The 24,870-nt window shown below is 40.0% G+C and carries 20 protein-coding genes and 2 pseudogenes; 21 read left to right on the top strand and 1 reads right to left on the bottom strand.

The window, feature by feature from the left end:
* The first annotated feature begins 53 nt into the window (after nucleotides 1-53).
* The 20 genes and pseudogenes from CXIVA_RS12810 to CXIVA_RS13585 all read left to right on the top strand — a co-directional run bounded on the left by CXIVA_RS12810 (nucleotide 54) and on the right by CXIVA_RS13585 (nucleotide 23,567).
* The gene (locus tag CXIVA_RS12810) at nucleotides 54-2,012 is read left to right on the top strand and encodes a nucleoside-diphosphate sugar epimerase/dehydratase (protein WP_013978471.1); all 1,959 of its coding nucleotides are present in this window, start codon (nucleotides 54-56) and stop codon (nucleotides 2,010-2,012) included.
* A 222-nt stretch (nucleotides 2,013-2,234) separates the two neighbouring features.
* A pseudogene (locus CXIVA_RS12805) lies at nucleotides 2,235-2,963 on the top strand (DegT/DnrJ/EryC1/StrS family aminotransferase); the annotation flags it as partial.
* 49 nt (nucleotides 2,964-3,012) lie between these two features.
* A complete protein-coding gene (locus CXIVA_RS12800) occupies nucleotides 3,013-4,398 on the top strand; it encodes an IS3 family transposase (RefSeq protein ID WP_347475625.1) in 1,386 nt (461 codons plus the stop codon).
* A 24-nt stretch (nucleotides 4,399-4,422) separates the two neighbouring features.
* Nucleotides 4,423-4,983, top strand: a pseudogene (locus CXIVA_RS12795) (DegT/DnrJ/EryC1/StrS family aminotransferase); the annotation flags it as partial.
* A 413-nt stretch (nucleotides 4,984-5,396) separates the two neighbouring features.
* Complete coding sequence (locus CXIVA_RS14560) at nucleotides 5,397-7,022, top strand: sugar transferase (RefSeq protein ID WP_013978468.1); 1,626 nt, start codon at nucleotides 5,397-5,399, stop codon at nucleotides 7,020-7,022.
* Nucleotides 7,012-7,470, top strand: a complete 459-nt coding sequence (locus CXIVA_RS13965) for a DapH/DapD/GlmU-related protein (RefSeq protein ID WP_013978467.1) — start codon at nucleotides 7,012-7,014, stop codon at nucleotides 7,468-7,470. Before CXIVA_RS14560 ends, CXIVA_RS13965 begins: the two co-directional genes overlap by 11 nt.
* Nucleotides 7,463-8,266 (top strand): hypothetical protein, encoded by an 804-nt coding sequence (locus CXIVA_RS12785; protein ID WP_013978466.1) that lies wholly within the window; start codon nucleotides 7,463-7,465, stop codon nucleotides 8,264-8,266. The genes CXIVA_RS13965 and CXIVA_RS12785 overlap by 8 nt, the downstream gene beginning before the upstream one ends.
* 26 nt (nucleotides 8,267-8,292) lie before the next feature.
* Nucleotides 8,293-9,090 carry a glycosyltransferase gene (locus CXIVA_RS12780; protein ID WP_013978465.1) on the top strand — a complete coding sequence of 266 codons (798 nt, stop codon included), beginning with the start codon at nucleotides 8,293-8,295 and terminating at the stop codon, nucleotides 9,088-9,090.
* A gap of 18 nt (nucleotides 9,091-9,108) precedes the next feature.
* A complete protein-coding gene (locus CXIVA_RS12775; RefSeq protein WP_013978464.1) occupies nucleotides 9,109-10,260 on the top strand; it encodes a glycosyltransferase family 4 protein in 1,152 nt (383 codons plus the stop codon).
* 20 nt (nucleotides 10,261-10,280) lie between these two features.
* Nucleotides 10,281-11,540, top strand: coding sequence for an O-antigen polymerase (locus CXIVA_RS12770; protein WP_013978463.1), 1,260 nt, complete (start codon nucleotides 10,281-10,283; stop codon nucleotides 11,538-11,540).
* A gap of 36 nt (nucleotides 11,541-11,576) precedes the next feature.
* On the top strand, nucleotides 11,577-13,043 hold the full coding sequence (locus CXIVA_RS12765) for a flippase (RefSeq protein WP_013978462.1): 1,467 nt from the start codon (nucleotides 11,577-11,579) through the stop codon (nucleotides 13,041-13,043).
* Nucleotides 13,030-13,842 carry a LicD family protein gene (locus CXIVA_RS12760; protein WP_013978461.1) on the top strand — a complete coding sequence of 271 codons (813 nt, stop codon included), beginning with the start codon at nucleotides 13,030-13,032 and terminating at the stop codon, nucleotides 13,840-13,842. The genes CXIVA_RS12765 and CXIVA_RS12760 overlap by 14 nt, the downstream gene beginning before the upstream one ends.
* Nucleotides 13,843-13,853: 11 nt before the next feature.
* Nucleotides 13,854-14,750, top strand: a complete 897-nt coding sequence (gene rfbA / locus CXIVA_RS12755) for a glucose-1-phosphate thymidylyltransferase RfbA (RefSeq protein ID WP_013978460.1) — start codon at nucleotides 13,854-13,856, stop codon at nucleotides 14,748-14,750.
* A gap of 22 nt (nucleotides 14,751-14,772) precedes the next feature.
* A complete protein-coding gene (gene rfbB, locus CXIVA_RS12750) occupies nucleotides 14,773-15,846 on the top strand; it encodes a dTDP-glucose 4,6-dehydratase (protein WP_013978459.1) in 1,074 nt (357 codons plus the stop codon).
* Between the two features lie 160 nt (nucleotides 15,847-16,006).
* Nucleotides 16,007-16,921, top strand: a complete 915-nt coding sequence (gene rfbD, locus CXIVA_RS12745) for a dTDP-4-dehydrorhamnose reductase (protein WP_013978458.1) — start codon at nucleotides 16,007-16,009, stop codon at nucleotides 16,919-16,921.
* Nucleotides 16,921-17,526 carry a dTDP-4-dehydrorhamnose 3,5-epimerase gene (rfbC, locus tag CXIVA_RS12740; RefSeq protein WP_013978457.1) on the top strand — a complete coding sequence of 202 codons (606 nt, stop codon included), beginning with the start codon at nucleotides 16,921-16,923 and terminating at the stop codon, nucleotides 17,524-17,526. Before rfbD ends, rfbC begins: the two co-directional genes overlap by 1 nt.
* A gap of 149 nt (nucleotides 17,527-17,675) precedes the next feature.
* Complete coding sequence (locus tag CXIVA_RS12735; protein WP_013978456.1) at nucleotides 17,676-19,397, top strand: transposase; 1,722 nt, start codon at nucleotides 17,676-17,678, stop codon at nucleotides 19,395-19,397.
* Between the two features lie 13 nt (nucleotides 19,398-19,410).
* A complete protein-coding gene (locus CXIVA_RS12730) occupies nucleotides 19,411-19,647 on the top strand; it encodes a hypothetical protein (RefSeq protein ID WP_013978455.1) in 237 nt (78 codons plus the stop codon).
* 266 nt (nucleotides 19,648-19,913) lie between these two features.
* A complete protein-coding gene (locus CXIVA_RS12725) occupies nucleotides 19,914-21,779 on the top strand; it encodes a hypothetical protein (protein WP_041727965.1) in 1,866 nt (621 codons plus the stop codon).
* Nucleotides 21,780-21,881: 102 nt separating this feature from the next.
* Nucleotides 21,882-23,567, top strand: coding sequence for a hypothetical protein (locus CXIVA_RS13585; protein ID WP_013978453.1), 1,686 nt, complete (start codon nucleotides 21,882-21,884; stop codon nucleotides 23,565-23,567).
* A 24-nt stretch (nucleotides 23,568-23,591) separates the two neighbouring features.
* On the opposite strand, the gene CXIVA_RS14150 is transcribed toward CXIVA_RS13585, so the two are convergent.
* Nucleotides 23,592-23,753, bottom strand: a complete 162-nt coding sequence (locus tag CXIVA_RS14150; RefSeq protein ID WP_013978452.1) for a hypothetical protein — start codon at nucleotides 23,751-23,753, stop codon at nucleotides 23,592-23,594.
* Between the two features lie 111 nt (nucleotides 23,754-23,864).
* Between CXIVA_RS14150 and CXIVA_RS12715 the strand changes: the two genes are divergently transcribed.
* Nucleotides 23,865-24,803 carry a LysR family transcriptional regulator gene (locus CXIVA_RS12715; protein ID WP_013978451.1) on the top strand — a complete coding sequence of 313 codons (939 nt, stop codon included), beginning with the start codon at nucleotides 23,865-23,867 and terminating at the stop codon, nucleotides 24,801-24,803.
* Nucleotides 24,804-24,870: the final 67 nt, after the last annotated feature.

Raw genomic sequence — 24,870 nt, 5'->3', positions numbered from 1 at the left:
GTATAGTTGGAAAAAGAAAGGTATTGTATAGCTGAAGGGGCAACGGGGGAACAATGAGTGAAAATGCAAAGAAAATAAAAAAAAGGCTGGAACACTGGGAAGTGGTATCCTTGCTGCTGGCAGTCTATGATTTCCTGGCAGTGACAGTATCCTACTTTGCGGCCTTATGGATCCGGTTTGACTGCAGTTTCAACCTGATTGAACATGACTATCTGCATGCCTATTATCGGACGATCCTCATATACGCAGGATGCTGCATCATCGTTTTCTGGCTGACACGACTTTACAAAAGCATCTGGCGCTTTGCCAGCTATTCGGAACTGATGCGGATGATTCTTGCCACAGTCATTACGGGCGCGTCCTATGCCGCATGCATGTCAGGCTTTGTCCGCAGAATGCCTGTTTCCTATTTCGTCTTCGGCATTATCATTCAGTTTGTCCTGACCCTGGGAATCCGCTTCTCCTACCGGTTTATTCTGCTTCTGCGGGCCAGGAGAAATGAAGATGAAGCGGGAAAGAATGTGATGCTCATCGGGGCAGGCGCGGCAGGGCAGATGATCTTCCGGGACATCAGACGTTCCCGGGAAACCAGTGAAACGGTCTGCTGCTTTATCGACGACAATCCGAACAAATGGGGCAGATACATCGACAATGTCCCGGTCTTCGGCGGCAGAGAAAGCATCCTGGAAGCCGTCCGGAAATTTGAAATTGAAAAAATATATGTCGCCATTCCGAGCGCCGCGCCGAAAGACAAACGGGAAATCCTCCGCATCTGCAATGAAACCTCCTGCGAATTGATGAATCTTCCCGGCATGTATCAGATCTACACCGGACAGGTCTCCATCAGCAAAATGAAGCCGGTACAGATCGAGGATCTGTTAGGCAGGGATCCGATCCGCCCGGACATGAAAGAGGTATTTAAGTACATCACCGGCAAGGTGGTACTGATTACGGGCGTGGGTTCCATCGGATCCGAGCTGGCCAGACAGATCGCCTCCCATCACCCGAAGCATCTGATCCTTTTTGATGTCTACGAAAACAATGCCTATGAAGTACAGCAGGAGCTGAAGAAAAAATATCCGGACTTAGAACTGGATACCATCATCGGCTCTGTCCGGGACAGCAGAAAAGTATTCCAGCTCTTTGAGAAGTTCCGTCCGGAAATCGTCTACCATGCGGCAGCCCACAAGCACGTACCGCTGATGGAAGACAGCCCGTGTGAAGCAATCAAGAACAATGCCATTGGTACCTACAAAACCGCGTATGCCGCCATGGCGCACGGATGCAAACGATTTGTGCTGATCAGCACAGACAAGGCAGTGAATCCCACCAACATCATGGGGGCATCCAAACGTCTCTGCGAAATGATCATTCAGGCCTTCGACGCAAAGATCAAAGAAGGAAAAGCATATGAAATCCCGCAGCTGTTTACCCATGGCGTAAAGGACGCGATGACAGCACCGGAAGTCATCGAGGCATTAAAGAAAACCAGTACAGAATTCGTAGCCGTACGATTCGGCAATGTGCTGGGCAGCAACGGTTCCGTTATTCCGCTTTTTAAAAAGCAGATCGCGGCAGGCGGCCCGGTTACCGTCACACATCCGGACATCATCCGCTACTTCATGACCATCCCGGAGGCCGTAAGTCTGGTGCTTCTTGCAGGAACTTATGCAAAAGGCGGAGAAATCTTTGTGCTGGACATGGGAGAACCTGTTAAAATAGATACGCTGGCCCGGAATCTGATCCGGCTGTCCGGCTATACGCCGGACGTGGATATCAAAATTGAATTCACAGGACTTCGGAAGGGGGAAAAACTCTTCGAGGAGAAATTAATGGCGGAAGAAGGACTGCGGAAGACAAAAAATGAGTTAATCCACATCGGCTGTCCGATTCCTTTTGACATCAATGAATTCCTGGGACAGCTGGAAGGGCTGCTGAATGCTGCATACAAAAACAAGGATGATATGAGGGAACGTGTGCAGAAGGTGGTTGTGACGTATCATCCGGCGTAGGGGGTGAGAGGATGTTCATGGGCTTTAATCATGTGCATCATGTGCTTGTTTGGGAAAGCTCAATTTGGAATGCTCTAAAAAGTTCATAAACATCGAGAATACCAAAGGAGTGTAGGACTCCCTTGGTATTTTCGATGTTTTAAGATCAAGGGAAATAAGGCTCAGAAATGACATCCCATTAACAGGTAGACATGTAGATAAACAAAATTTTGAGGTGACGCTATGTTTATTGCGGAGAATCATGACTTTAAAAAGTTTGCTGATAAGATATGGCTTTCCAGTCCCACTATGTATTCGGACAGTATGAAGTATGTCATGGAAGCTTATGAAACCAACTGGATGTCAACAGTAGGGGAAAACATCACTGAAGTAGAAAGAATCGCTGCAGAGCATGTTGGTGTGAAATATGCTGTAGCCTTATCTGCAGGAACAGCGGCACTTCATCTTGCAATGAAACTTGCAGGAATCCAGCTGTACGGTATGCCTCCGGTAGGACAAGGAACATTATCCAACCGCCATGTCGCAGCGAGTGATATGACGTTCGACGCTACCGTGAATCCGATTGTTTACGAAGGCGGAATCCCTGTATTCATTGATACAGAGAGAGAATCCTGGAATATGGATCCAGTTGCGCTTGAAAAAGCATTTGAAATCTATCCGGATATCAAGCTGATAGTAGTTGCACATCTCTATGGTACACCAGGAAAAGTAGATGAGATTAAAGCTATTGCCAAAAAACATGGCGCATTAATTGTTGAGGATGCGGCTGAATCTCTTGGTGCTACATATAAAGGAATTCAGACAGGTTCCTTTGGTGACTTCAACTGTATTTCCTTTAATGGAAACAAAATCATCACGGGATCTGCAGGCGGAATGTTCTTGACAAATAGTCTGGAGGATTGCAATAAGGTTCGCAAATGGTCCACACAGGCCAGAGAAAATGCTGCATGGGGGGGTGCGGACAAAAACCTGGACACATATAGGGCTCTGAAAGGAGTCAATGATGTATTCAGAAGAACAGAGAACAAAGGCACTGCATGTTTTCCATCAGACAGGATCTGTTACAGATGTGGTACGTCAACTTGGTTATCCCAGCAGAAAGCAACTGTATACCTGGATTCGTAACGAGGGAAAAACAAAAGAAAAGCGAAAAAAACTTAATCTTAAAAACACCACCGAGCACCCCAGAAATCCTCCGGCGGAGTTTAAGCTGCAAGTGCTTCGTCGTTGCTTTGAGAATGGAGAGAGTGTAAAATCAGTATCAGAGGAGATCGAATACAGCCGAGCCAGCATATATATGTGGCGAAAGCGATATCTTCAAGGAGGTGCAGCTTCTCTGATGAACACGAAAAATATCAGGCCGGGAAAATTACCGGATATGGATGAAAAGATATCTTCAGAAGAAGTCGAATCGCTCAGAAAGCAGATGTACGAGCTCCAATTGGAAGTAGATATCTTAAAGGAGACAATTAACGTATTAAAAAAAGACCCCGGCGTCGACTGGAAGGACCTGAAGAACAGGGAGAAAGTAGCGGTAATCGACGCCATGAAGGAGAAGTACCCGCTACCGATCCTGCTTCGAAGAATGAAACTGTCAAGGAGTAGTTACTACTATCAGATAAAGGCTTTTGCAGCAGAAGATAAATATGAGTATCTGCGCCATGAAGTTGTTCGTATATTCCTTGAAAACAAAGCTCGGTATGGATATCGCAGGATCCATGCAGAACTAAAAAAGACAGGGATAAAGGTCTCGGAGAAGGTCGTTCGCAGAGTGATGAAGGAAGAGGGTCTTGAAGTAAAAATCCGAAAAACGAGGAAATACAGTTCGTATAAGGGGGAAATCAGTCCTGCTGTTCCAAACGAAGTACAGAGAGATTTTCATAGCGAGAAACCAGACGAACTTCTTTTGTCGGATATCAGCGAGTTTGCTATTCCGGCCGGCAAGGTATATCTGTCTCCGGCAGTAGACTGCTTCGATGGAATGCTGGTCACGTGGAGAATAAGCGAACATCCAAATGCCGATCTCGTCAACGGCATGCTCGACGATGTGATTGCGAACATAGGCGCAAACTCCAAACCAATCATTCATACGGATCGAGGATGCCACTATCGCTGGCCAGGTTGGATCGAGAGAATGAAGATAAACGGGTATACCAGATCCATGTCACAGAAAGGGTGCTCTCCAGATAATGCTGCTTGTGAAGGTTTATTTGGACGAATAAAAAATGAGTTCTTCTACAATCAGGACTGGACGGGTGTGACCGTGGAGGAATTCTCACGTGAGTTAGATCTGTACCTTCATTGGTACAATGAAAAAAGAATCAAGAAATCGTTAGGGTATTTGAGCCCTGTGGAGTACAGGCGATCTCTTGGATTGGTTGCCTAGGCTGTCCAAGAAAACGTCCGCACCCCCTGGTATCAGCATGAGGAACTTGGATATAACTACAGAATGTCTAATGTAATTGCGGGTGTAGTAAGAGGTCAGTTTCCATATCTTGGGGAACATATTGCCCAGAAGAAAGCTATCTATGAGAGATATAAAGAAGGCCTGAAGGGACTGCCGGTATCGATGAATCCGATTCCGGATTATTGTGAGCCGAACTACTGGTTAAGCTGCATGATCATTGATCAGGATGCAATGTGCAAGCAGGTTCGTGGAGAGCAGAATGTTCTTTATAAATCTGAATCTGGCAAGAGTTGCCCGACAGAAATACTGGATGCAATTGGCAGTATCAATGCTGAAGGAAGACCTATCTGGAAGCCGATGCACATGCAGCCGATTTACAGATTAAATCCGTTCATTACACAAGATGGAAACGGCAGAGCCAGAACAAATGCTTATATTGCTGGTGAGGCCGTAGATGTCGGAATGGATATCTTTAGTAGAGGATTATGTCTGCCGAGTGATAACAAGATGACTGCAGAGCAGCAGGATAGAATCATTAAAGTGATTCGTGCCTGTTTTGAGTAAGGAAAAAACACGAATCCTGGCAATCGTACTTTTTTATATCTATGCAATATTTGTTGTATAGATGACATTAGTTAAGAGAGAACCACGCGTAGTAGAAAGGGTATTTGAGCTTCGATTGTTCTGGGCATTTCGTGACTGGGCTTTTGGAAATATTAACGGAAAACAAGAATCAATCCAGTACATAGAAAATGTATTGTTCTTCATTCCATATGGTTTTTTGCTTTCGCATAAAAGCTGAAATCAGTAGTATTAGTTGCATTACTCACATCGAGCTTCATAGAAGCTACACAATATGTATTCAATCTGGGCTGGTGTAAAATTGATGATGTAATCAGCAATACATTAGGGGCCTTGATTGGCTTTGGAATATATAGATTAATAGTGAGGTATCAACGTAAACAGGAGAGGAAACTGTGTCGAAAGGTAAAACTTTAGGAATAATAGCAGTTAGTGCTGTTGCTGCTACGGCTGTCACAGCTCATGTGATGCGGAAGAAAGCAGATAAAACTACATATAAAGCCGAAGCGATTGAGCCAATTCTTACGCGAAAGATGGGATTTTATGAGAAGTACATAAAGAGAGCTGTAGATGTGGCTTGTTCTGCAGGTGCAATTGTTGTATTCTCTCCAGTTTATTTGGGAGTGGCAGCTCTAGTTAAAACAAAGCTTGGATCGCCTGTGTTATTTACACAAGATCGTCCAGGACTTGTCGGAGAGGATGGCAAGGAAACTGTATTTAAGATGTACAAGTTCCGGACCATGACCGATGAAAGAGACGAGAATGGTGAGCTGCTTCCGGACGATGTAAGACTTACAAAGTTCGGTGCATGGCTTAGAAATACCAGTTTGGATGAATTGCCGGAAGCTTTTAATATCCTGAATGGCACCATGTCTGTTATTGGACCGAGGCCGCAGCTTGTGCGTGATATGACTTTTATGACAAAAGAACAAAGAGCGCGTCACACTGCAAAGCCTGGTCTGAGCGGACTGGCACAGGTCAATGGACGTAATGCTATTTCCTGGGAAGATAAGCTTGGTTGGGATTTGAAATACATCGAGAATATAGGCTTGGCTGAGGATGTTCGTATTGTGTTTGACACAGTTAAGAAAGCTTTCATCAAGCAGGAAGGTATCACCGAGGATGGAATGGCTACAGCTATGGACTTCGGAGACCATCTTTTGAGTGAAGGAAAAGTTGATCAGGAAACTTATGATCAGAAACAGAAGCAGGCGAGGGAGATATTGAATAGGACTGAGAGTTATCACGGAGAAGAAGGTTTAGGTTCTATTATCATGCCTTCCTATAATACGGCTCCTTATATTAAAGAGACTATTCAATCAGTACTGAATCAGACTTACACAAATTGGGAATTGATTATCGTAGATGATTGCTCTACAGATAATACGGATGAGGTCTTGACTGAAATCGATGATCCAAGAATTCGTGTGTTTAAAAATGAAAAGAATTCCGGCGCGGCTGTTAGCAGAAACAGGGCATTGAGAGAAGCTAAAGGCCAGTGGATTGCATTTCTGGATTCCGATGATATCTGGATGCCAGAAAAGTTAGAAAAACAGATCGCTTTCATGGAAAGTAATGGATACCACTTCTCGTATACAAACTATGAAGAGATAGATGTTGATGGCAACAGAACAGGAGTCAGTGTTACCGGCCCGAAGAAAATCACAGAGACAGGTATGTTTAATTATTGTTGGCCGGGATGCTTGACAGTTATGTATGACGCTAATGAAGTTGGTTTGATTCAGATTGAGGATATTAAGAAGAACAACGATTATGCAATGTGGCTGAAGATTTGTAAGAAAGCAGATTGCTATCTGCTGGATGAATACCTTGGACAATATAGAAAAGGTAGAGCCGGCTCTGTGAGCACGCACAGCATAAAGACAATGATTGGCTGGCACTACAAACTGTTCCATGAAGCGGAGAAGCAGGGGAGCATTAGTAGCGTGGTAAACACTGGAAGGAACCTGGTATTTGGATTGTATAAGAAGAAAAGGTATGTGAAGAGATATGAAACATAAGTCGGAAGAAAAAAAGAGCATACTTATAAAATTATATAGAATGTATAGATTCCTCTATATACATCACTTCAGAATATTGACTTCAATTATATATAAACTTACATGTTTACTTCTAGGTTGTTATATTCCTCCGACAGTAGATTTGGGTAGTGGAGTAAATTTTGGGCATCCAATAGGCATTGTTATCCACCAGAATTCTAAAGTCGGAAAGAATACTATTATCTATCAAAATGTTACATTAGGAAGAAAAGATAGAAGTAATCAATTAGCTCCAATTATCGGAGATAATTGTATTATTGGAGCAGGAGCCTGTATATTAGGAAATGTTGTTATAGGAAAAAATGTAACAGTTGGAGCTAATGCGGTAGTTGTGACAGATATTCCAGATGGATGCACTGTGGTGGGTGTTCCAGGTAAAATTATCAAGGGCTTACAGAAAAATGAATAAAATAGTAATTGTTTTAGTTACACATAGTTCATATAAAGACGTATGTAATAACTTTATTGAACTCTATAAAAAAAATTGGCCAGATTGTCCGTATTCTTTTATGGCTTTGACTATAGGGGACACAACGCAATTTGAAAATATTAGTACGATAAATTATGGAACAAATTGTACGCTTCCGGGTGCGCTATATAGGGTTATGGCATCAGGTGAATATGATTATTGTATTTCATTTTTGGGAGATGCGTTTATCAATGGGAGAATCAAAAATAATGATGTATGTTCTTTAATTAATAAATTATATAAAGAAAGTATAGATTACTGCTGCCTAATACCTAGATACCCGTTTAGATTTAAAGAGAAAAAAATAAATGAATATTTAAGATATGTATCGTCAGTGGATGCCTACAACATTAGTTTTGTGGCTTTTATTGCAAGTAAAAAATTTGTAAGAGAAGAGTTCAAAAATAATATTACCGATTTAGAATTTGAACAAAAATATTTGAAACGTTGCATAAGTGATAGCGTTATATATTGTGATAAGGCCATACTTCGTAAGAATATTTTTAATATTTGCCCTGGAATTGATTCAGGAAAATGGAATAGACATGCTATAAGAAAATTAGAAAAAAGTAATCCAGAGGTCACATTTACAAATAGGCCTATTGCAACTCCGACAGAAGGGATTCGCTCTGATATAATTCAGCTTTTACAGTTAATAATTAAAAGAAAGCATATAGTTTCCATTAAACAAAAACTTACCAAATATATGAATTTTAAATTCACAACTAGATTTTGAAGAAGCATAAGGAGCTGTATTATATTGTGATTAAAATATGTGCTGGCATTACTCTGTATAAACCAAATGATAGCGATTTAGATAATCTTTATCAATATGAAGAAGTATTTGAAAAAATTTATGTATATGATAATACTCCGGAAACGCACAGAGAATTTCAAAATAGTAAGATAAAGGTGATTTCAACTGGAAAAAATGATGGTTTGGGAGTCGCCTGTTCAGAATTATGTAAAGCGGCAAAAAACGATTGCTATGACTACATAATGTTATTTGATCAAGATAGTAGAATTTCGAATCTGGATTTATGTAGATTTTTTACTTTTATTGACTCAAAAGAAGTTGAAGCATGGATATATGTTCCACAAATTATATATAGTGGAAAAATTGGTGAAAATAATGAAAAATTTGAACTTGTCAATTGGTGTATTACTTCCGGAAGTGTAATTGACCTGAAAAAATATGGAAAGAAATACACTTTTGATGAAGCATATTTTATTGATCGTTTGGATAAAGACATCTGCCAGCAGATATTGCTTAATGGAGGGAAAATATGTCAATATAATGAAGCATGCTTGATTCAAAAGCTTGGAGAGTTATCACCAAAAGGATATTCTATGCACCAATCATTCAGACACTATTATATTGCAAGAAACCGCCTTTATTATAACAAAAAGTTTTCTGTTGGCAAACTGACAACGGCGTTGCAAACTATACATCATATATATAGTGTTGTTAGATTTGAGGATAAAAAAACGCAGAAAATTAAAATGATAATAAGGGGCATAAAGGATTATCACAAAAAAATAATGGGAGTTATGCCTTAATTTCCTCGAGGTAGAGAAATGTTAACAATATTACACATTTTAAGTAGTGACGATAAATACGGAAGTGCTCAATGTTTTTTGGAACTTCTTTCATATGAGCTTCAAGATCATGAGATTATACCAATTGTTGTAACCCCTAAATTAAATGATATTAATAAAAAATGTGATGCTCTTGGGGTTCAGAATTATAGTATTAACTATGAGCAAGTGCAGATACCAAAACACGATATCACAGCTATTTTTGTGGCAAAATACCTTTATCACAGCTTTTTGTATTATAGATATAGAAGCGGAGCAATTCAAGGAATTTCAAAGATCATTCTGAATAATGATGTAGATGTTATCCACACTAATTCATGTGTGATCGATGTTGGAGCATTAGCTGCCGAGAAAACTGGCAGAGTAAATGTGTGGCATTTGAGAGAATTTGGTAAAGAGGATTTTCACTTTTATTCAGTAAATCCATTTATTATCAGCACTATGAATAAAGAGTGCAATAGATTCTTAGCAATTTCTAATGCAGTAAAAAAAACCTGGTTAAGAAAAGGAATAACAAGCATTGAAACTATTTATGATGGAGTAGATGCAAAAAGATTTGCTTCATCTGCTTCTATAAAAGATCACAATAAGTTACAAGCAGTAATGAGTGGCTCATTTTGTGAGGCTAAAAATCAAAAATTATTAGTAGAAGCAATTAATATGCTGCCAACTGATCAGCGTAAAAGTATACATATAGATTTTTATGGCCTATGCGAGGGATATTATTATCAAAGCGTAAAGGAGTTAATCGAAAAATATAATCTGGAATGTATTTTTACTTTCAGAGGGTTTGTGACCAATATACCAGAGATTCTTTCCAATTATGATTTTGGCATTCTGTGCTCAAGAGCAGAGGCTTTTGGAAGAGTGACAGTTGAATATATGATGGCTGGATTATGCCCGATAGCGCCCGCTACGGGAGCAAACTTGGAATTGATAGACGAGAATAGTGGTGTCTTGTACGCAGAACTTACACCACTTGAATTAAGTAAAACTATTGCTAATATAATTCAAGGAAAAATAAATCCTAAGCATCTAGGTAATAATGCGAAGGTGAGATCACGAAATAATTTTGATATTGGTATAAATGCAATAAAGATTATTGACTATTTCAAAAAAGTTGTTTTGTGAAATAGTGATAGTGAGGGAATATGTTAATTTATTTAATAATAGGAATATGTGTTCTGTATATTATCGTACAGTTAATATATAAAGAAAAAGTATATAGACCATCTGTATTATTTGCTGTTATCTGGGTGGTCGTGCTCACGATGTATTCTTTTAGATTATATGGTTTACCCGAGATAGAAAATCGTACACTTATTATTATTGCTCTTGGACTATGTTCTTTTTTTGTAGGTACTTTAGTAAACAAATCGTCAAAAAAGTATTTGGTTGTGGGGGCTCGTAAATTTTTCGAAAAAGAAGTAAGAGAATTTGCGCTAAAACCAATGGTTATTGCTTTTTTCCTGATTATGTTTATGCCGGTAGTTCGCTCGTTATTGTTATTGCTTAGCGGCGCTTCTTTGTATATGATTCGGTACTCAATGCAAAACGATGTTTTGGGATCAGGAATCATAGCAATACTGTTTAACTATTATTGTGAACCGTTTTTGACTTTTTATATTGTTTATTCAATAGCTAACTTATTCTCCCCCTATCGAAAAAATAAAAATATTTTATTAACAATAATCGGCATATTATTTATGACTATTGTTACTGGCGGACGCTTCTTTATTTTTTATTTCATAGGTGCTTTAGCCGTATGCTTTTTAATTTACAGAAGAAATATTGATTTTAAAAGTCTGCGCACTAATAAAAAGGTTCTCAAAACGGCAAGAATATTAATTATTATTGCAGTGACTGCTATTATTGCGATTACTATAACTAGAGGTTCGGAAATTGGAGAAACTATTTATGTATATTTTTGTGGTAGTGTTCCGTTTTTGGAACAAATGAATGACCTCTTTACTCAGCATACTAATGGAGCAGGCACATTTTATGGTTTTTTAAGACCGATATTTGTTATCTTTAGAAAATTTGGCATATGCGGTTTTCCGGGGTGGTTAACAAACATAGAAAGTATTTTTCTTAAAATTGACAATCCTTACTACTTAGTTCCCGGAATGTTATTTAATTCATTCACAACAAGTTTTTTTGCACCATATTTAGATGGTGGACTGTTTGGGGTAGTAATTTTTTATTTGGTATTAGGATTTTTTTGCGAGGGTGTGTACAAAAGGCTGGATTTAAAGAACGAATATTCGGTTTCCTGGTTTTTGTTGATATCTTTAATCGTTATGCTAAGTTTCTTTAGACTTACGATAACACATTACTCATTTTCTCTTGCGTTTGTATATTTGGTTATAACGCATAAGCAAAAACGTGAGGATGTAAATTTGATGGTTTAATTTATATATTCCAGATGAAAATTAGAGAGGTATTTTTTGAATACAAAAGTTACGAAGAATTATTTATATAATCTGATTTATCAAGTAGCAGTACTGATTATTCCGTTAATAACGGCGCCTTACTTATCGCGAATACTTGGTGCCGAAGGAATAGGGGTATACTCGTACAATTATTCTATTGCATATTATTTTTGCTTGGTTGTGATGTTAGGCGTTAATAATTATGGTAATAGAAGTATTGCAAAATGTTTGGGAGAAAAGGATAAGATTAATCGAACTTTCTGCGAGATTTTTTATATGCAATTTTCTATTGGAATTTTTGCAATGGTTGCATATGTGGCGTATTCCATATTTTTTTGCGTCAATAGTCAAATTGCATTATGCTACATACCATTTTTGATTTCATATATGCTGGATGTAACATGGCTATTTTTTGGACAAGAAGATTTTAAAATTATTCTAGCGAGAAATCTTATAGTGAAAGTGATAACTGCCGTTGCTATATTTGCATTGGTTAGAAGTCAAGAGGATGTAGTAATGTACATCCTTATAATGTCCTTAGGCGCCTTGCTCAGTCAGTTGCTTATTTGGCCAAAAGTTTTAAAGGACAATCGCCTTATAAAAGTTAAAACAAAGGAAATAGCTAAGCATCTTAAACCAAATATAATTCTGTTCATACCGGTTATAGCTGTAAGCATTTATAGAACCATGGATAAAATAATGTTAGGTTCAATGAGTTCTATGACTCAGGTTGGCTATTATGAAAATGCGGAAAAATTGATTTCTATTTTACTTAGTTTTATTACAGCATTGGGAACTGTAATGCTTCCAAGAATGGCAGCGCTTTATGAAAGTAAAAATCAAGAACAAATTCAGAAAATGTTAAGTAATTCTTTTGTATTTGTTTCTTTTGCAGCTTCAGTAGTCGCTTGCGGCGTTGCAGTAATAGCTGATGACTTCGTAGTGATATATTATGGTACTGAGTATTTGGCTAGCGGAATGATATTGAAGTTGCTTTGTATTACTGTACCTTGTATTAGTTATGCTAATATTGTGAGAATGCAAATACTTGTTCCGCAAGGTAGGGATAAGGCTTATGTGATTTCTTGTTTTTCAGGAGCGATAGTAAACCTTATTGTAAACGCCATCCTAATACCGTCTTACCAGGCAAATGGTGCTGCAATTGGTACAATAGCTGCAGAGATAACAGTATTAGTTGTACAGGTCTTTGGCGCAAAAGAAAAGATATATATCAAACCTGTAATAAAAAGTATTATTTCTTTCTGGATTAATGGTGTGATTATGCTTCTTGTCGTTCATTATACGCAATACATTTTTGATAATATCATAACTAGATTTATAATGTCTGTAGCTATTGGGGCGCTCGTATATGTGATTTGTTGCGTTTTATTACAAGGAGTTGTGTTTAAGGATTATTTCGTTAATTCCATATTAAACAGATTGCTAAAGAAAAAAAAGGAGAATGCAAATGAGAAAAATTGATATTGATGAGCAAAAGAAAATGTGTGCTCAAATTTTACACTATGTTTCTGATTTTTGCGAAAAGCATGGAATTCAGTATACTGTTGCATATGGCACGCTTATTGGAGCTATACGCCATAAAGGTTTTATACCTTGGGATGATGACATTGACATTTTAATGACAAGAGAAGAATATAATAAATTCTATAATCTTTTTTCTAAAGAGGATACAGGCATTTATAAAATAGTATCTACAGAAAATAGTTCTGAGTATCCTTTTAATTTTATGAAAGTACATGATACAAGAACTGTATTATACGAAGAGAACTTTAAAAAAAGTTATTACGGTATTTATATAGATATATTTCCTTTAGACTATGTTCCTTCGGATGAGAACGAAAGACTTAATAGAATATCAAAAATACAGAAAATTTATTTCCTTGAGGCGTTTAAAATTAGAAAACGCGCAAAAAGAAGTAATGTATTAAAAACAATTATCTCTGATATAGTCTATCTTTTTTTGAATTTCCTTCCGGCATCATTTTTGTGTAAAATGATTGACCGCATGATAAAGCAGTGTAATGATTCATCGGATAAACAATATTTGGAAAATATAGCATCGCAGACATACTACAAGAAGGAAAAATACCCTGCCAAATGGTTTGAAAAAACGCAGAAGATGCCATTCGAAGATTTTGAGGTTAACGTTACTACTGAATACGATAATGTGCTGAAAACCGTATATGGAAATTATATGGAATTTCCACCTGTAGAGCAGCAGGTATATCGGCATGGAACTACAACTTATTGGAAAGAATAAAGGATACTTATATGAAAGGTATTATTTTAGCTGGCGGATCCGGTACCAGACTGTATCCGCTCACAATGGTTACAAGTAAGCAGTTATTACCCATATATGACAAGCCGATGATTTATTATCCATTATCGGTGCTCATGAATGCAGGCATCAGAGAGATTCTGATTATTTCTACACCGACAGATACGCCAAGATTTGAAGCTCTGTTAGGAGATGGTCATCAGTTCGGTGTAAATTTGACTTATGCCGTTCAGCCGAGTCCTGATGGTCTTGCCCAGGCATTCATCATTGGAGCTGATTTTATTGGGAATGACACTGTTGCCATGGTTCTTGGTGACAATATCTTCGCCGGTCATGGACTTAAGAAGAGGCTTCAAGCAGCTGTTAAGAATGCAGAATCCGGAAAAGGCGCTACTGTATTTGGATACTATGTAGATGATCCTGAACGCTTCGGAATTGTAGAATTTGATAAAGCAGGCAGAGCAATTTCTATTGAGGAAAAACCCGATAAACCGAAGAGTAACTATTGTGTTACGGGTCTCTACTTCTATGATAACCGCGTGGTAGAGTATGCAAAGAACTTGAAGCCATCAGCTCGTGGAGAATTGGAAATTACTGATCTTAACCGTATTTATCTTAAGGACGGTACTCTAAATGTAGAACTCCTTGGACAGGGATTTACATGGCTTGATACCGGAACACATGAGAGCCTTGTAGATGCCACCAACTTTGTTAAGACAGTTGAAACACACCAGCATCGAAAGATTGCCTGCCTTGAGGAGATTGCATATCTCAATGGCTGGATTACAAAAGAAGATGTGTTGAAAGTTTATGAGGTTCTGAAGAAGAATCAATATGGTCAGTATTTGAAGGATGTACTGGACGGAAAATACATTGACGTGTTGCGTTGACTAAGACGCTTAAGGAGAGAGTATGAAAAAGTATTTGGTTACCGGCTGTGCCGGATTCATTGGGTCAAATTATGTATATTATATGCTGAAGAAATATGACGATATTCTTCTGGTTAACTTGGATAAGCTGACTTATGCGGGAAATCTAGAAAATCTCAAAGGTGTTGAGGATGACTCACGCCATGTGTTTGTGCAGGGCGATATCTGCGACAAAGAACTAGTTGCCGAACTGTTTAAGAAATATGATTTTGATTATGTGATCAACTTTGCAGCTGAGTCCCATGTTGACCGTTCAATCGCAAATCCTGAGATTTTTGTGCAGACAAATGTTATGGGTACGGTAAATCTGCTCCAGAGAACTAAAGAAGCTTGGTATGATCCAATAGCCAAGATCTGGAAGGAAGGCAAGAAGTATTTGCAGGTAAGTACAGATGAGGTTTATGGAGCACTCGGCGTTGACGATTATTTCATGGAGACTACTCCGATAACACCGCACAGCCCATATTCTTCATCCAAGGCTTCAGCTGACCACTTTGTCATGGCTTTTCATGATACCTATGGCATGCCAATTAACATCACGCGCTGCTCTAATAACTACGGCCCTTACCAGTTTCCGGAGAAGCTAATCCCCTTGATGATTAACAATGTGAAGCATCACAAACAACTGCCTGTTTACGGCGATGGCATGCAGATCAGAGATTGGCTGTATGTTGAGGATCATTGCAAGGCAATCGACATGGTTGTAAACGACGGGAAGATCGGTGAAGTTTATAATGTCGGTGGACATAATGAGCGTCCGAACATTTTTATCGTAAAGACTATCATCGAGCAGCTGCATGACAGACTGCAGGACAATGACATTTCTGAGGAGTTGATCAAGCATGTGGAAGATAGATTAGGGCATGATAGAAGATATGGCATTGATCCGACCAAGATCAAGAATGATCTAGGCTGGTATCCGGAGACCTCGTTTGAAAAGGGCATCGTTCTGACTATCGATTGGTATCTTCAGAATGAGGATTGGATGAACAATGTAACCTCCGGCAATTATCAGAAGTACTATGAGGAGATGTACAAGGCTAAAGCAGAAAGCTAAGAATTTTGAGAGATTTAAAGAAAATAGGAAGCTTTGGTAAAGGTTTTTTGTAACAGGAGTTAACGGTCAGCTTGGCCATAATGTGGTTAAAGAACTGATGCGTAGAGGCTGCACTGCAATTGGCAGTGGAAGTAGTACCTCATATATAGGAGCTGATAACATGAAATTTTTTGTAACTGGTGTCAACGGTCAGCTTGGTCATGATGTCATGAATGAATTGAACAAAAGAGGGTATGAAGGTGTAGGTTCAGATATTACAGAAACCTATATCGGAATAGATGATGGATCGGCTGTGGGTTCTATGCCCTATGTAGGTATAGATATCACAGACAAAGCAGCTGTAATGAAAGTTATTGAGGAGATCAAGCCAGATGCTGTAATCCATTGTGCGGCTTGGACTGCTGTAGATATGGCAGAGGATGATGACAAGATAGAACAGGTAAGAGCAGTCAATGTTGGAGGAACACAGAATATTGCAGATGCCTGCAAAGCAGTGGATTGTAAAATGCTGTATCTTTCCACAGATTATGTGTTTGACGGACAGGGAACAGAACCCTGGCAGCCGGACTGTAAAGACTATAAGCCGTTGAATGTTTATGGACAGACAAAACTGGAAGGCGAATTGGCTGTAAGTACTACCTTAGAAAAGTACTTCATTGTTCGTATTGCCTGGGTATTTGGATTAAACGGAAAGAATTTTATTAAAACAATGATCAGTGTCGGAAAGACACATGATGAGGTTCGTGTTGTCAATGACCAGATTGGCACTCCAACATACACATATGATCTGGCACGCCTGCTCGTTGACATGTGCAAGACAGAGAAGTATGGATATTATCATGCTACGAATGAAGGGGGGTATATATCTTGGTATGATTTTTGCTGCGAGTTCTATAAGCAGTATGGACTTACCACAAAGGTTATTCCGGTTACAACAACAGAATACGGACTATCTAAAGCTGCTCGTCCGGTAAACAGTAGACTAGATAAGAGCAAACTTGTTGAGAATGGGTTTGAGCCTTTGCCGACTTGGCAGGATGCTGTAAGCAGATATTTGAAGGAGGCACAGTTATAATGGGACAGATTAATGTTGAGAAAAATATCTCTGGAATTGAAGGACTCTGTGTTATTACTCCCGCAGTTCATGGTGACAATCGTGGTTATTTTATGGAAACTTATAATCAACGCGATATGGAAGAAAATGGGATTAATATCGTCTTTGTGCAGGATAATCAATCTATGAGTACAAAAGGCGTTCTTCGCGGGCTTCATTTTCAGAAAAACTTTCCGCAGGCAAAACTTGTTCGTGTAATCAAGGGAGCTGTGTTCGATGTTGCTGTTGATCTTAGAAGCGGTAGCAAAACCTATGGAAAATGGTATGGTATTGAGTTGACTGAAGAGAATAAGAAACAGTTCCTGATTCCTAGAGGATTTGCGCATGGATTCCTTGTACTTTCTGATACTGCTGAATTTTGTTATAAATGTGATGATTTCTATCATCCAAATGATGAGGGAGGCATGGCCTGGAATGATCCAGTGATTGGTATTGAATGGCCGAAGATTTCCGGAGAATATAAAGGTTCAGCTTCTGCTGAAGGCTATTGTATAGATGGGGTATCATTAAATCTTTCTGATAAAGATCAGAAATGGCTAGGAATTAAGGATACATTCAAGTTTTAATCTTAACTTCCGATGAGGGTTAGCACTCAATCGAATAAAAGACTTTGAAAAGCCTGGAAAATCAACGTTTCTATTGATTTTCCGGGCTATCTTTAGTATGATTATTGAGTATGTATACGCACTTTATTTTTGAGAGTTAAACGATCTAAATGTACTACGATTTCAAGGTCAAAATACCCAAGGTCAAGGGTAAGATTTATGAACGGACGATCAAAGGGGTCGTCTACATCAATTACGAGTATGACCGGATTTATAAGCCGGACAAGAAATACAATATCCCCAAACGCACAACGATCGGTAAGAAATGTGAAGACGATCCGGAAATGATGTATCCGAATCCAAACTTTCTGACTTACTTTCCGGACGCTGAACTGCCGGAGGATCATGGACGAGATGCCAGGAGCAGCTGCCTGCGCATCGGGACATGGATCGTGATCGAAAAACTGATGGTGGAAAGCCTTCTTGACAAGATCATCAGCGGCCTTTACGGCGATGGCCGCGGCACAGGTCTGTTTCTTGATCTGGCAGCGTATTATCTCACTACAGAGAATAATGCCGGACAGTACTATCCGGATTATGCCTATAACCATCCACTTTTCACGCCGGAGTATAAGATCTACAGCGACTCCACCGTATCGACCTTCATCAGCCAGATCTCAGTGGAGGACAGCGTTTCTTTCCAGAAGGAATGGAACGCGGTCAAGAAAAAGCAGGATAAGATCTATATTTCCTATGATTCTACCAATAAGAACTGCCAGGCCGGTGATATCGAGATCGTTGAATTCGGACATGCCAAGGAAGACCGGGGGCTTCCGATCTTCAACTATTCCATAGCGTACGATTGCAACAACCGGGAGCCGCTGTTCTACGAGACCTATCCGGGCAGTATCGTCGATATCTCTCAGCTTCAGCTGATGCTGAACAAGGCCGTATCGTATGGGTATAAGAATGCTGGTTTGATCCTGGACAGAGGGTATTTTTCCAGAGAGAACATCCGGTACATGGATCATCTGGGCTATGATTTCGTGATCATGGTCAAGGGAATGAAGTCTTTTGTGAACGATAAGATCCGGGAAGTCCAGGGAAGCTTTGAGGAGAAACGGCAGTATACGATCCGCCGGTACCAGGTAAATGGTACGACCGTAAAGACAAAGGTCTTCTATTCGGATGAAAAGGATCGGTATCTGCACATTTATTACAGCTACAGTAAAGCCGCTTCGGAGCGTGAAGACCTGGAATCAAAGATCGACCGGATCGCAGCATACCTGAAAAAGCAGGAAGGACAGCCGGTCATCATTGATAAGAGTTATGAGAAGTACTTCAGCCTTGAGTATTATCACGAAGGAAAAGATGACCAGTGTTTTGTCTGCGGGATAGAAAAGGCTTCTGTCATAGAAGAAGAACTGAAGATGTGCGGATACTTCTGTATCATTACTTCAGCTGAAATGTCTGCAAAAGAAGCGCTTGATCTCTATAAGAGCAGGGACGCCTCGGAAAAGCTGTTCAAAGCGGATAAGAGCTTCCTGGGCAACCGGAGTCTGAGGGTATATACGGGTGAATCTCTTGAAGGAAAGATGCTGATCGCGTTTGTCGCGCTGATCATCCGGAACCGTATGTACACGAAGCTGAAAGATGAGGAAGAAGAACTTCTGGAAAAGCCGAACTATAGGAACGTGCCGGCATCCATACGGGAGCTTGAAAAGATAGAGATGATCCGCCAGGCAGACGGCGTGTACCGGCTTGATCATGCAGTCACGGCAACACAGAAAACGATACTGAAAGCGTTTGGAATCGACACGAACTATGTAAAAAGGAAAGCCCGGGAGATCAGCGACCAGCTGAACCCGAAGGTGCGGAAGGTCAGGATGTAGGAGGGAAAGCAAGATGGCACGCGGAAGACGTAAGGTCAACACAGACACACTGGATGCAAAGATCGAACAGCAGAAGGCTGCTCTGGAGAAAGCAAAAGCGAAATACGAAGCAGAGAAAGAAACGCTGGCAGAGCTGATCAAACTCCGCAATGAGATGCGGAAGGAAGAACTGATGGAAGCTGTTATAAAAAGTGATCGCTCTTACGCGGAGATCATGGCGTTTATTAAAGGCGCTCCGGAGACAGAATAAAGGAAACAGCCAGTAATGTGTAAGTGAGACCGCTACTGGCTGCTGATTGGTTGAGTGTCAAAAAGGCTGGAAGTTAAGATTATTATAAAATCTGATTTATAATTTGGCACAGGAGAAATTCCCTGTGCCAAACTTATGAAATGAAATCATTAGGTTGACACGAAAATAAGATGATTTATAATTGGATTATATAATTGCAGGGAGAATAAGCGCTTTGTTTTTTGCCTTCAACTTGTTCACTTAACAAAAATGGTGAGGATACTACTGTGGAAACAAAAATAGATGACACTTTATATTTGAATATCATATGTGATTATTTGGATACCAAATCCGTTGAGAAAACAGCTGGAAATTTGTCGGTATCGCCGGTCAAGGTACGTAAAGTTTTAATCACCGAAGGGATCTGGTCCAGCCGAACCAGTCTGGAGATCAAACATTATCTGAATGAAAAGAAGACCACAGCCGAGATAGCGCAGATTCTGAATACGACAGAAAAAGCCGTGCAGCAATATCTTCCCTACAGCCGTGGGTTATACAACAGTGAGAACAGATCTGCAGATGCAATAAAAAGCGCGGAATACCGCAGAAGGATCGAGATAGCGAAAGAGCACACGATAAAGAAGACAATCGATTTATCCGAAAAGGAGGGCTGGACAGAGATGAGCAATATACCGGAGATTATCGAATATAAAGAGAAAGAAAAGGTACGTCAGGCTGCTATCAATGAATATCATGTGGAGCAGTATCCAGGCATTTTATGTTTCCGCGAATTGCCGGATGGTATCATGGATTTCAGTAAAGCGAGATGTCAGGGCGAGGATATTGTGCGTTTACATCTGGAACTCATCCACAGTGATGATATAGAGGATGCTCATCCACAATTTCTGGAAGAAAATCCACAGTTTATCGGCCGGGAACAGAAAGAGAGAGAAGAGCAGCAGCGCGTTCTGAAGTCTTATGGCAAGCTTCAATATGGTCCAACTATTTCCAGAGATATTGCAGTGCCTGAAGATATGCCGTTATATGCGCTTCATTATGTGATTCAGAAGGCATTCGGCTGGCAGAACAGTCATCTGCATCATTTTGAACTGCCGGATGATGTGTTCAGGAAAATAACAGGCGGTAAAGTATCAAACTGGATGGCTTTGGTCGGAGTGTTGCTGCAGTCTCCAATGATGGATGAGCAGGATCGTTTCTGGGCAGATGATTATGAGAATGGCAGCTTCAAGACATGGCTGCGTAAGAAATATACCGGTCCCTATATGTCCCTGAATCATGGGGAAGGCATTGTGCAGTCCAAGGAAGATATCGCGTATGTGAAAAAGAAGTGTGCGAAGGTAGCTGTCAGCTATGAACGGAGGAAAGATGGTACGGAGCGTATCTTTTGGGCTCACATTGCACAGGAAAATGAGGATCTGTCCTTATCAGAGCAGGATAAGCGGTTTGGTATTGTTCGAAAGGAAATTATTTTTATCGATGACCTACCTGTGGAATCACTGTTTCCGCTGTTTGAAACATCTCCAAACCAGGTGTTAGAGCGCCTCGGCATCGGTGAGGTACTGGCGTTCAGAGACAGAGGCTTGCATGATCAGATTGCGGATAGCGAGGATCTGTGTGAATCTTTTGAAGAGTTTATGGACGATGATTTAAGATCTGAGATCGATGAGATCCTTGCGTCAGGCCAGGATGAGCCGTGGAATCAGCCATTTGTTGCTTCATGCACAGACACGCTGTATTATAATTATGATTATGGTGATAACTGGTATGTGAAAATCACAGGAAGTTTAGGCTGCGAGGATCTGGTCGAGGAAGGGCGCATTACACAGGATGAGATCGATGAAGCGCTGATTACGATTTACAGTAAATACAAACCGGTCTGCCTGGCTGCGGATGGATTGCCGGTGTTAGACGATGTAGGCGGTATCTCCGGATATATCCGTTTCCTTCGAGGGATCAATCAGGCTAAGGAGAAAGCATACTGGAAGCAGATTGCCAAAGAAAATCAGCTGTCGCCGGAAGAGTATCTGGATCTGATTCCGGACAACTGGGATTATGATGATCCGGATTCGCTTGACTGGGCCAAGGGGCTTGGATGGAGCAGGCGGATGCCGGGGAGGAAGACGTTATTATAAAATCTGGTTATGAAACGATAGAATATAAAGCTTATACACCAGACGAGCTGGAAATTATACTTAGGGTAGAACTTGAGAATTGAACAGTAACGAGGTGATAGCATGAAATTATTTAGTCCTTGGGCACATGTAGATGTAACAGGTGCAAAACCACTATCTGAGCGTTTGGACAAAATTGATGGAAAAACAATTGGCTTATTTGCTCATTTTAAAGGTCACGCACCATTAATGCTGAACGTAATGGCAGATATTCTAAAGGAAGAGCATCCAACAACAAAGTTTAAATTGATTCAGTATAAACGTGATACATCAGAAATTGAAAAAGATGAAGTTTTCAGAGTGAAAATGGAGGAATGGTTATCTGACGTAGATGGTGTAATTGGTGCATATGGTGATGCGGGATCCTGCTGTATGTTTGAAGCTTATAATTGTGCATGGATTGAAAAAAAAGGCATTCCAGTTGTAATGCTTACAAAAGACGATTTATATGGTGTTGGTGTTAAGGCAGCAACTTCCAGACTTGTTCCGCATTTACGATTTGTAAAAACCACAATTCATGATTTGAGCTGGGCGCCAAAATTAGATCAGGATTTAGTGGATCATGTTATTTATCCGGAACTGTATCGAGTGCGAAATCAGGTTGTAGAGGGACTTACTGCACCACTGAGCGATATAGAAAGGACTCCGTATCAGAAGGATAATTCTGGAGCAGAGCCCTTTGAATATACTGGAAGCATTTCAAAAATCAGTGATTATTATTATCAAAAAGGATGGACTACGGGACTTCCAATTTATCCTCCTACGGAAGAAGCAATCGAGGAGATGCTGAAGGGAACAGATTTGCCGCGAGATTACGTTGTAGCACAGATTCCTCCAATGATGGGAAACGCAACTGTAGAAAAAATTGCAGTAAATGCAGTTATGGCTGGATGTTTGCCAACCCATATGCCGGTGCTGATTGCAGCGGTTGAGGCTATTGTAGAACCCAATATTCATCTGGAAGGTTGGACCTGTTCCGTCGCAAGCTGGTGTCCAATTATCACTGTCAGTGGAAAGGTTGCAAAGCAGATCGGAGTATCAATGGATACGGCTGCGCTTAGCGGATATTCGAAAGCGTCCTCAGCAATTGCATTGGCGTATAGTTATATTATTATGAATATTTCAGGCGTTCGTCCCGGATTAGAGGATATGTGTGAGCCAGGACATGAAGCAAGGAGGGGCATTTGTATTGGTGACAATATGGAGCAAAGTCCATGGCCGCCGTTACATGTGACATATGGATTAGAAGAATCAGATTCTGCTGTAACAGTTTCCTGGGCACAGGAGCGAACAGAAGGACATGGACGAGATGGAAAATCATGTTTTGACACAATGTTTTATATCCATTATCAAGGTTGGGATAAAGGATGTACATATGTGATGAGTCCTGGTTTTGCTAGGGCATTAGCGCGTGAAGGATTTAAAAATCAAAAAGAGGTTATGGATTACGTTTGTGAATACTGTCGCCAGCCGGGTGAAGCTGTGAATTATCGGTGGATGATAGATAATAATCATTTGCCAGAAGGAGTTCGGCTGCCATTCGATCATAGTCTAAGCACAAAAAAATTCTGGTCGACCGATCATATGACTATTGTTGTAGCGGGAAGTGATTATGATGCTACCTGTATCAATTTAGCAGGAGGGGGCGAGCATGGAGGACCTGCATGTGTGAAATTAAAATTACCTGAAGACTGGGATGATTTAGTTAAGAAATATAGTGATATCAAACCGAATTATTTACCATATTGATTTATAGTTTTTTCAAGATAAAAGTTATGTGTTTAACAGCAAGGCTGCCATGAGAGTGGTGACCTTGCTGCTTCTATCATTCTGTGCGCACCAGTCGCGGACAGAAAGACCGCTGTTTGCCTGTTCCTGGACCATGAGCGCCCATGACTGACGGCGCATTGTTTTGACTGTTAATGAAGTATCCATGTTCAACCCCCTGTCTAAGATTTCTTAAGATTCTCAAGACTGATTATCCCAGAAGTTGAACATTGGTTAAAGACACTCAATCTTTACCATTTACGAAAGAGAGAAAGCACCGTGGATTTAAATAAATTAGTAGCATTTATAAGTGTCGCTAAAAACCGGAATTTCACGAGGGCGGCAGAGGAACTGTTTATCAGTCAGCCTGCCTTAAGTAAAAAGATTTCCGATTTTGAAAAAGAAATGGGTACACAGTTGCTGATACGCGACAACAGAAATGTAACTCTTACTAGTGCGGGAGAAACGTTATATCTAAAGGCTCCATTTTTGCTCGATGCATTAGCAGATTTGGAGCAGGAAATCAAACGAATTAGTGATAGCCCTGCAATGCATTTAAGCATTGCTTGTACTGGGGTTGAATATGGTCGATTTACACCATTCATTAATCAATTCAAGACAGTCCACCCGGACATTGATATCAATTTGCAGTGGTGTTCAGCCAAAGAAGCGCAGGACTTGATTTATAGTAATGTTTTTGATTTTGCATTTCAGATGAATATGGAGGCATCGGAAGAGGATTTTAGTGATTTCTGGCCATTTTATTACGATCATTTGGATGTGATCGTTAATAATTATCACCCGATGCGATTAGAAACAGAGGTATCATTGAATGATTTTATTGGTGATAAATTCATCATTACAAAATCACAGGATAATCATCTGCCGTATAACTATTTGCTGAATAGAATGGCAGAAAATGACATTAAGTTTCCGAAGGGAATCATAGCGGCTGATTCACTGAATTCAATGGTATTGCAGGTGAGTGCAGGAAATGGTATAGCGGTTCTTAATCACTCCATGGAAAAAATGTATGGTCAAATGGTTAAATTTATTCCATTGATAGACTCATTTCAATACATGGAAACGGATTTGGTTTGGAATAAGCTGAACCATAATCCAGCAATAGAGATCTTATTAGACTTTTTGAAAGAAGATAATGAAAAAATCAATTTGGAAAAATATAAATATCGAAATAAATCGGATATAAAAAAGTAAGCTGTCGGATTGGCTGAGTTCAGTTAATCCGACAGCTTTTTTGATAGAAGCGTCATTAAATGTAAGT

Source organism: Clostridium sp. SY8519 (genome assembly GCF_000270305.1).
Taxonomy (GTDB): domain Bacteria; phylum Bacillota; class Clostridia; order Lachnospirales; family Lachnospiraceae; genus SY8519.
Note: the sequence above shows the minus strand (reverse complement) of the source record. Positions and strands in the feature narration are given on the sequence as shown.

Excerpts from the sequence above, each read along its gene's own strand:
- CXIVA_RS12785 (WP_013978466.1), top strand. The coding sequence starts at position 7,463 with ATGAATAAAATAGTAATTGTTTTAGTTACACATAGTTCATATAAAGAC.
- CXIVA_RS13965 (WP_013978467.1), top strand. The coding sequence starts at position 7,012 with ATGAAACATAAGTCGGAAGAAAAAAAGAGCATACTTATAAAATTATAT.
- CXIVA_RS14150 (WP_013978452.1), bottom strand. The coding sequence starts at position 23,753 with ATGGATACTTCATTAACAGTCAAAACAATGCGCCGTCAGTCATGGGCG.
- CXIVA_RS12730 (WP_013978455.1), top strand. The coding sequence starts at position 19,411 with ATGGCACGCGGAAGACGTAAGGTCAACACAGACACACTGGATGCAAAG.
- CXIVA_RS12760 (WP_013978461.1), top strand. The coding sequence starts at position 13,030 with ATGAGAAAAATTGATATTGATGAGCAAAAGAAAATGTGTGCTCAAATT.
- rfbB (WP_013978459.1), top strand. The coding sequence starts at position 14,773 with ATGAAAAAGTATTTGGTTACCGGCTGTGCCGGATTCATTGGGTCAAAT.
- rfbC (WP_013978457.1), top strand. The coding sequence starts at position 16,921 with ATGGGACAGATTAATGTTGAGAAAAATATCTCTGGAATTGAAGGACTC.
- CXIVA_RS12800 (WP_347475625.1), top strand. The coding sequence starts at position 3,013 with ATGATGTATTCAGAAGAACAGAGAACAAAGGCACTGCATGTTTTCCAT.
- CXIVA_RS12735 (WP_013978456.1), top strand. The coding sequence starts at position 17,676 with ATGTACTACGATTTCAAGGTCAAAATACCCAAGGTCAAGGGTAAGATT.
- CXIVA_RS12810 (WP_013978471.1), top strand. The coding sequence starts at position 54 with ATGAGTGAAAATGCAAAGAAAATAAAAAAAAGGCTGGAACACTGGGAA.
- CXIVA_RS12770 (WP_013978463.1), top strand. The coding sequence starts at position 10,281 with ATGTTAATTTATTTAATAATAGGAATATGTGTTCTGTATATTATCGTA.
- rfbA (WP_013978460.1), top strand. The coding sequence starts at position 13,854 with ATGAAAGGTATTATTTTAGCTGGCGGATCCGGTACCAGACTGTATCCG.
- CXIVA_RS12775 (WP_013978464.1), top strand. The coding sequence starts at position 9,109 with ATGTTAACAATATTACACATTTTAAGTAGTGACGATAAATACGGAAGT.
- CXIVA_RS13585 (WP_013978453.1), top strand. The coding sequence starts at position 21,882 with ATGAAATTATTTAGTCCTTGGGCACATGTAGATGTAACAGGTGCAAAA.
- rfbD (WP_013978458.1), top strand. The coding sequence starts at position 16,007 with ATGAAATTTTTTGTAACTGGTGTCAACGGTCAGCTTGGTCATGATGTC.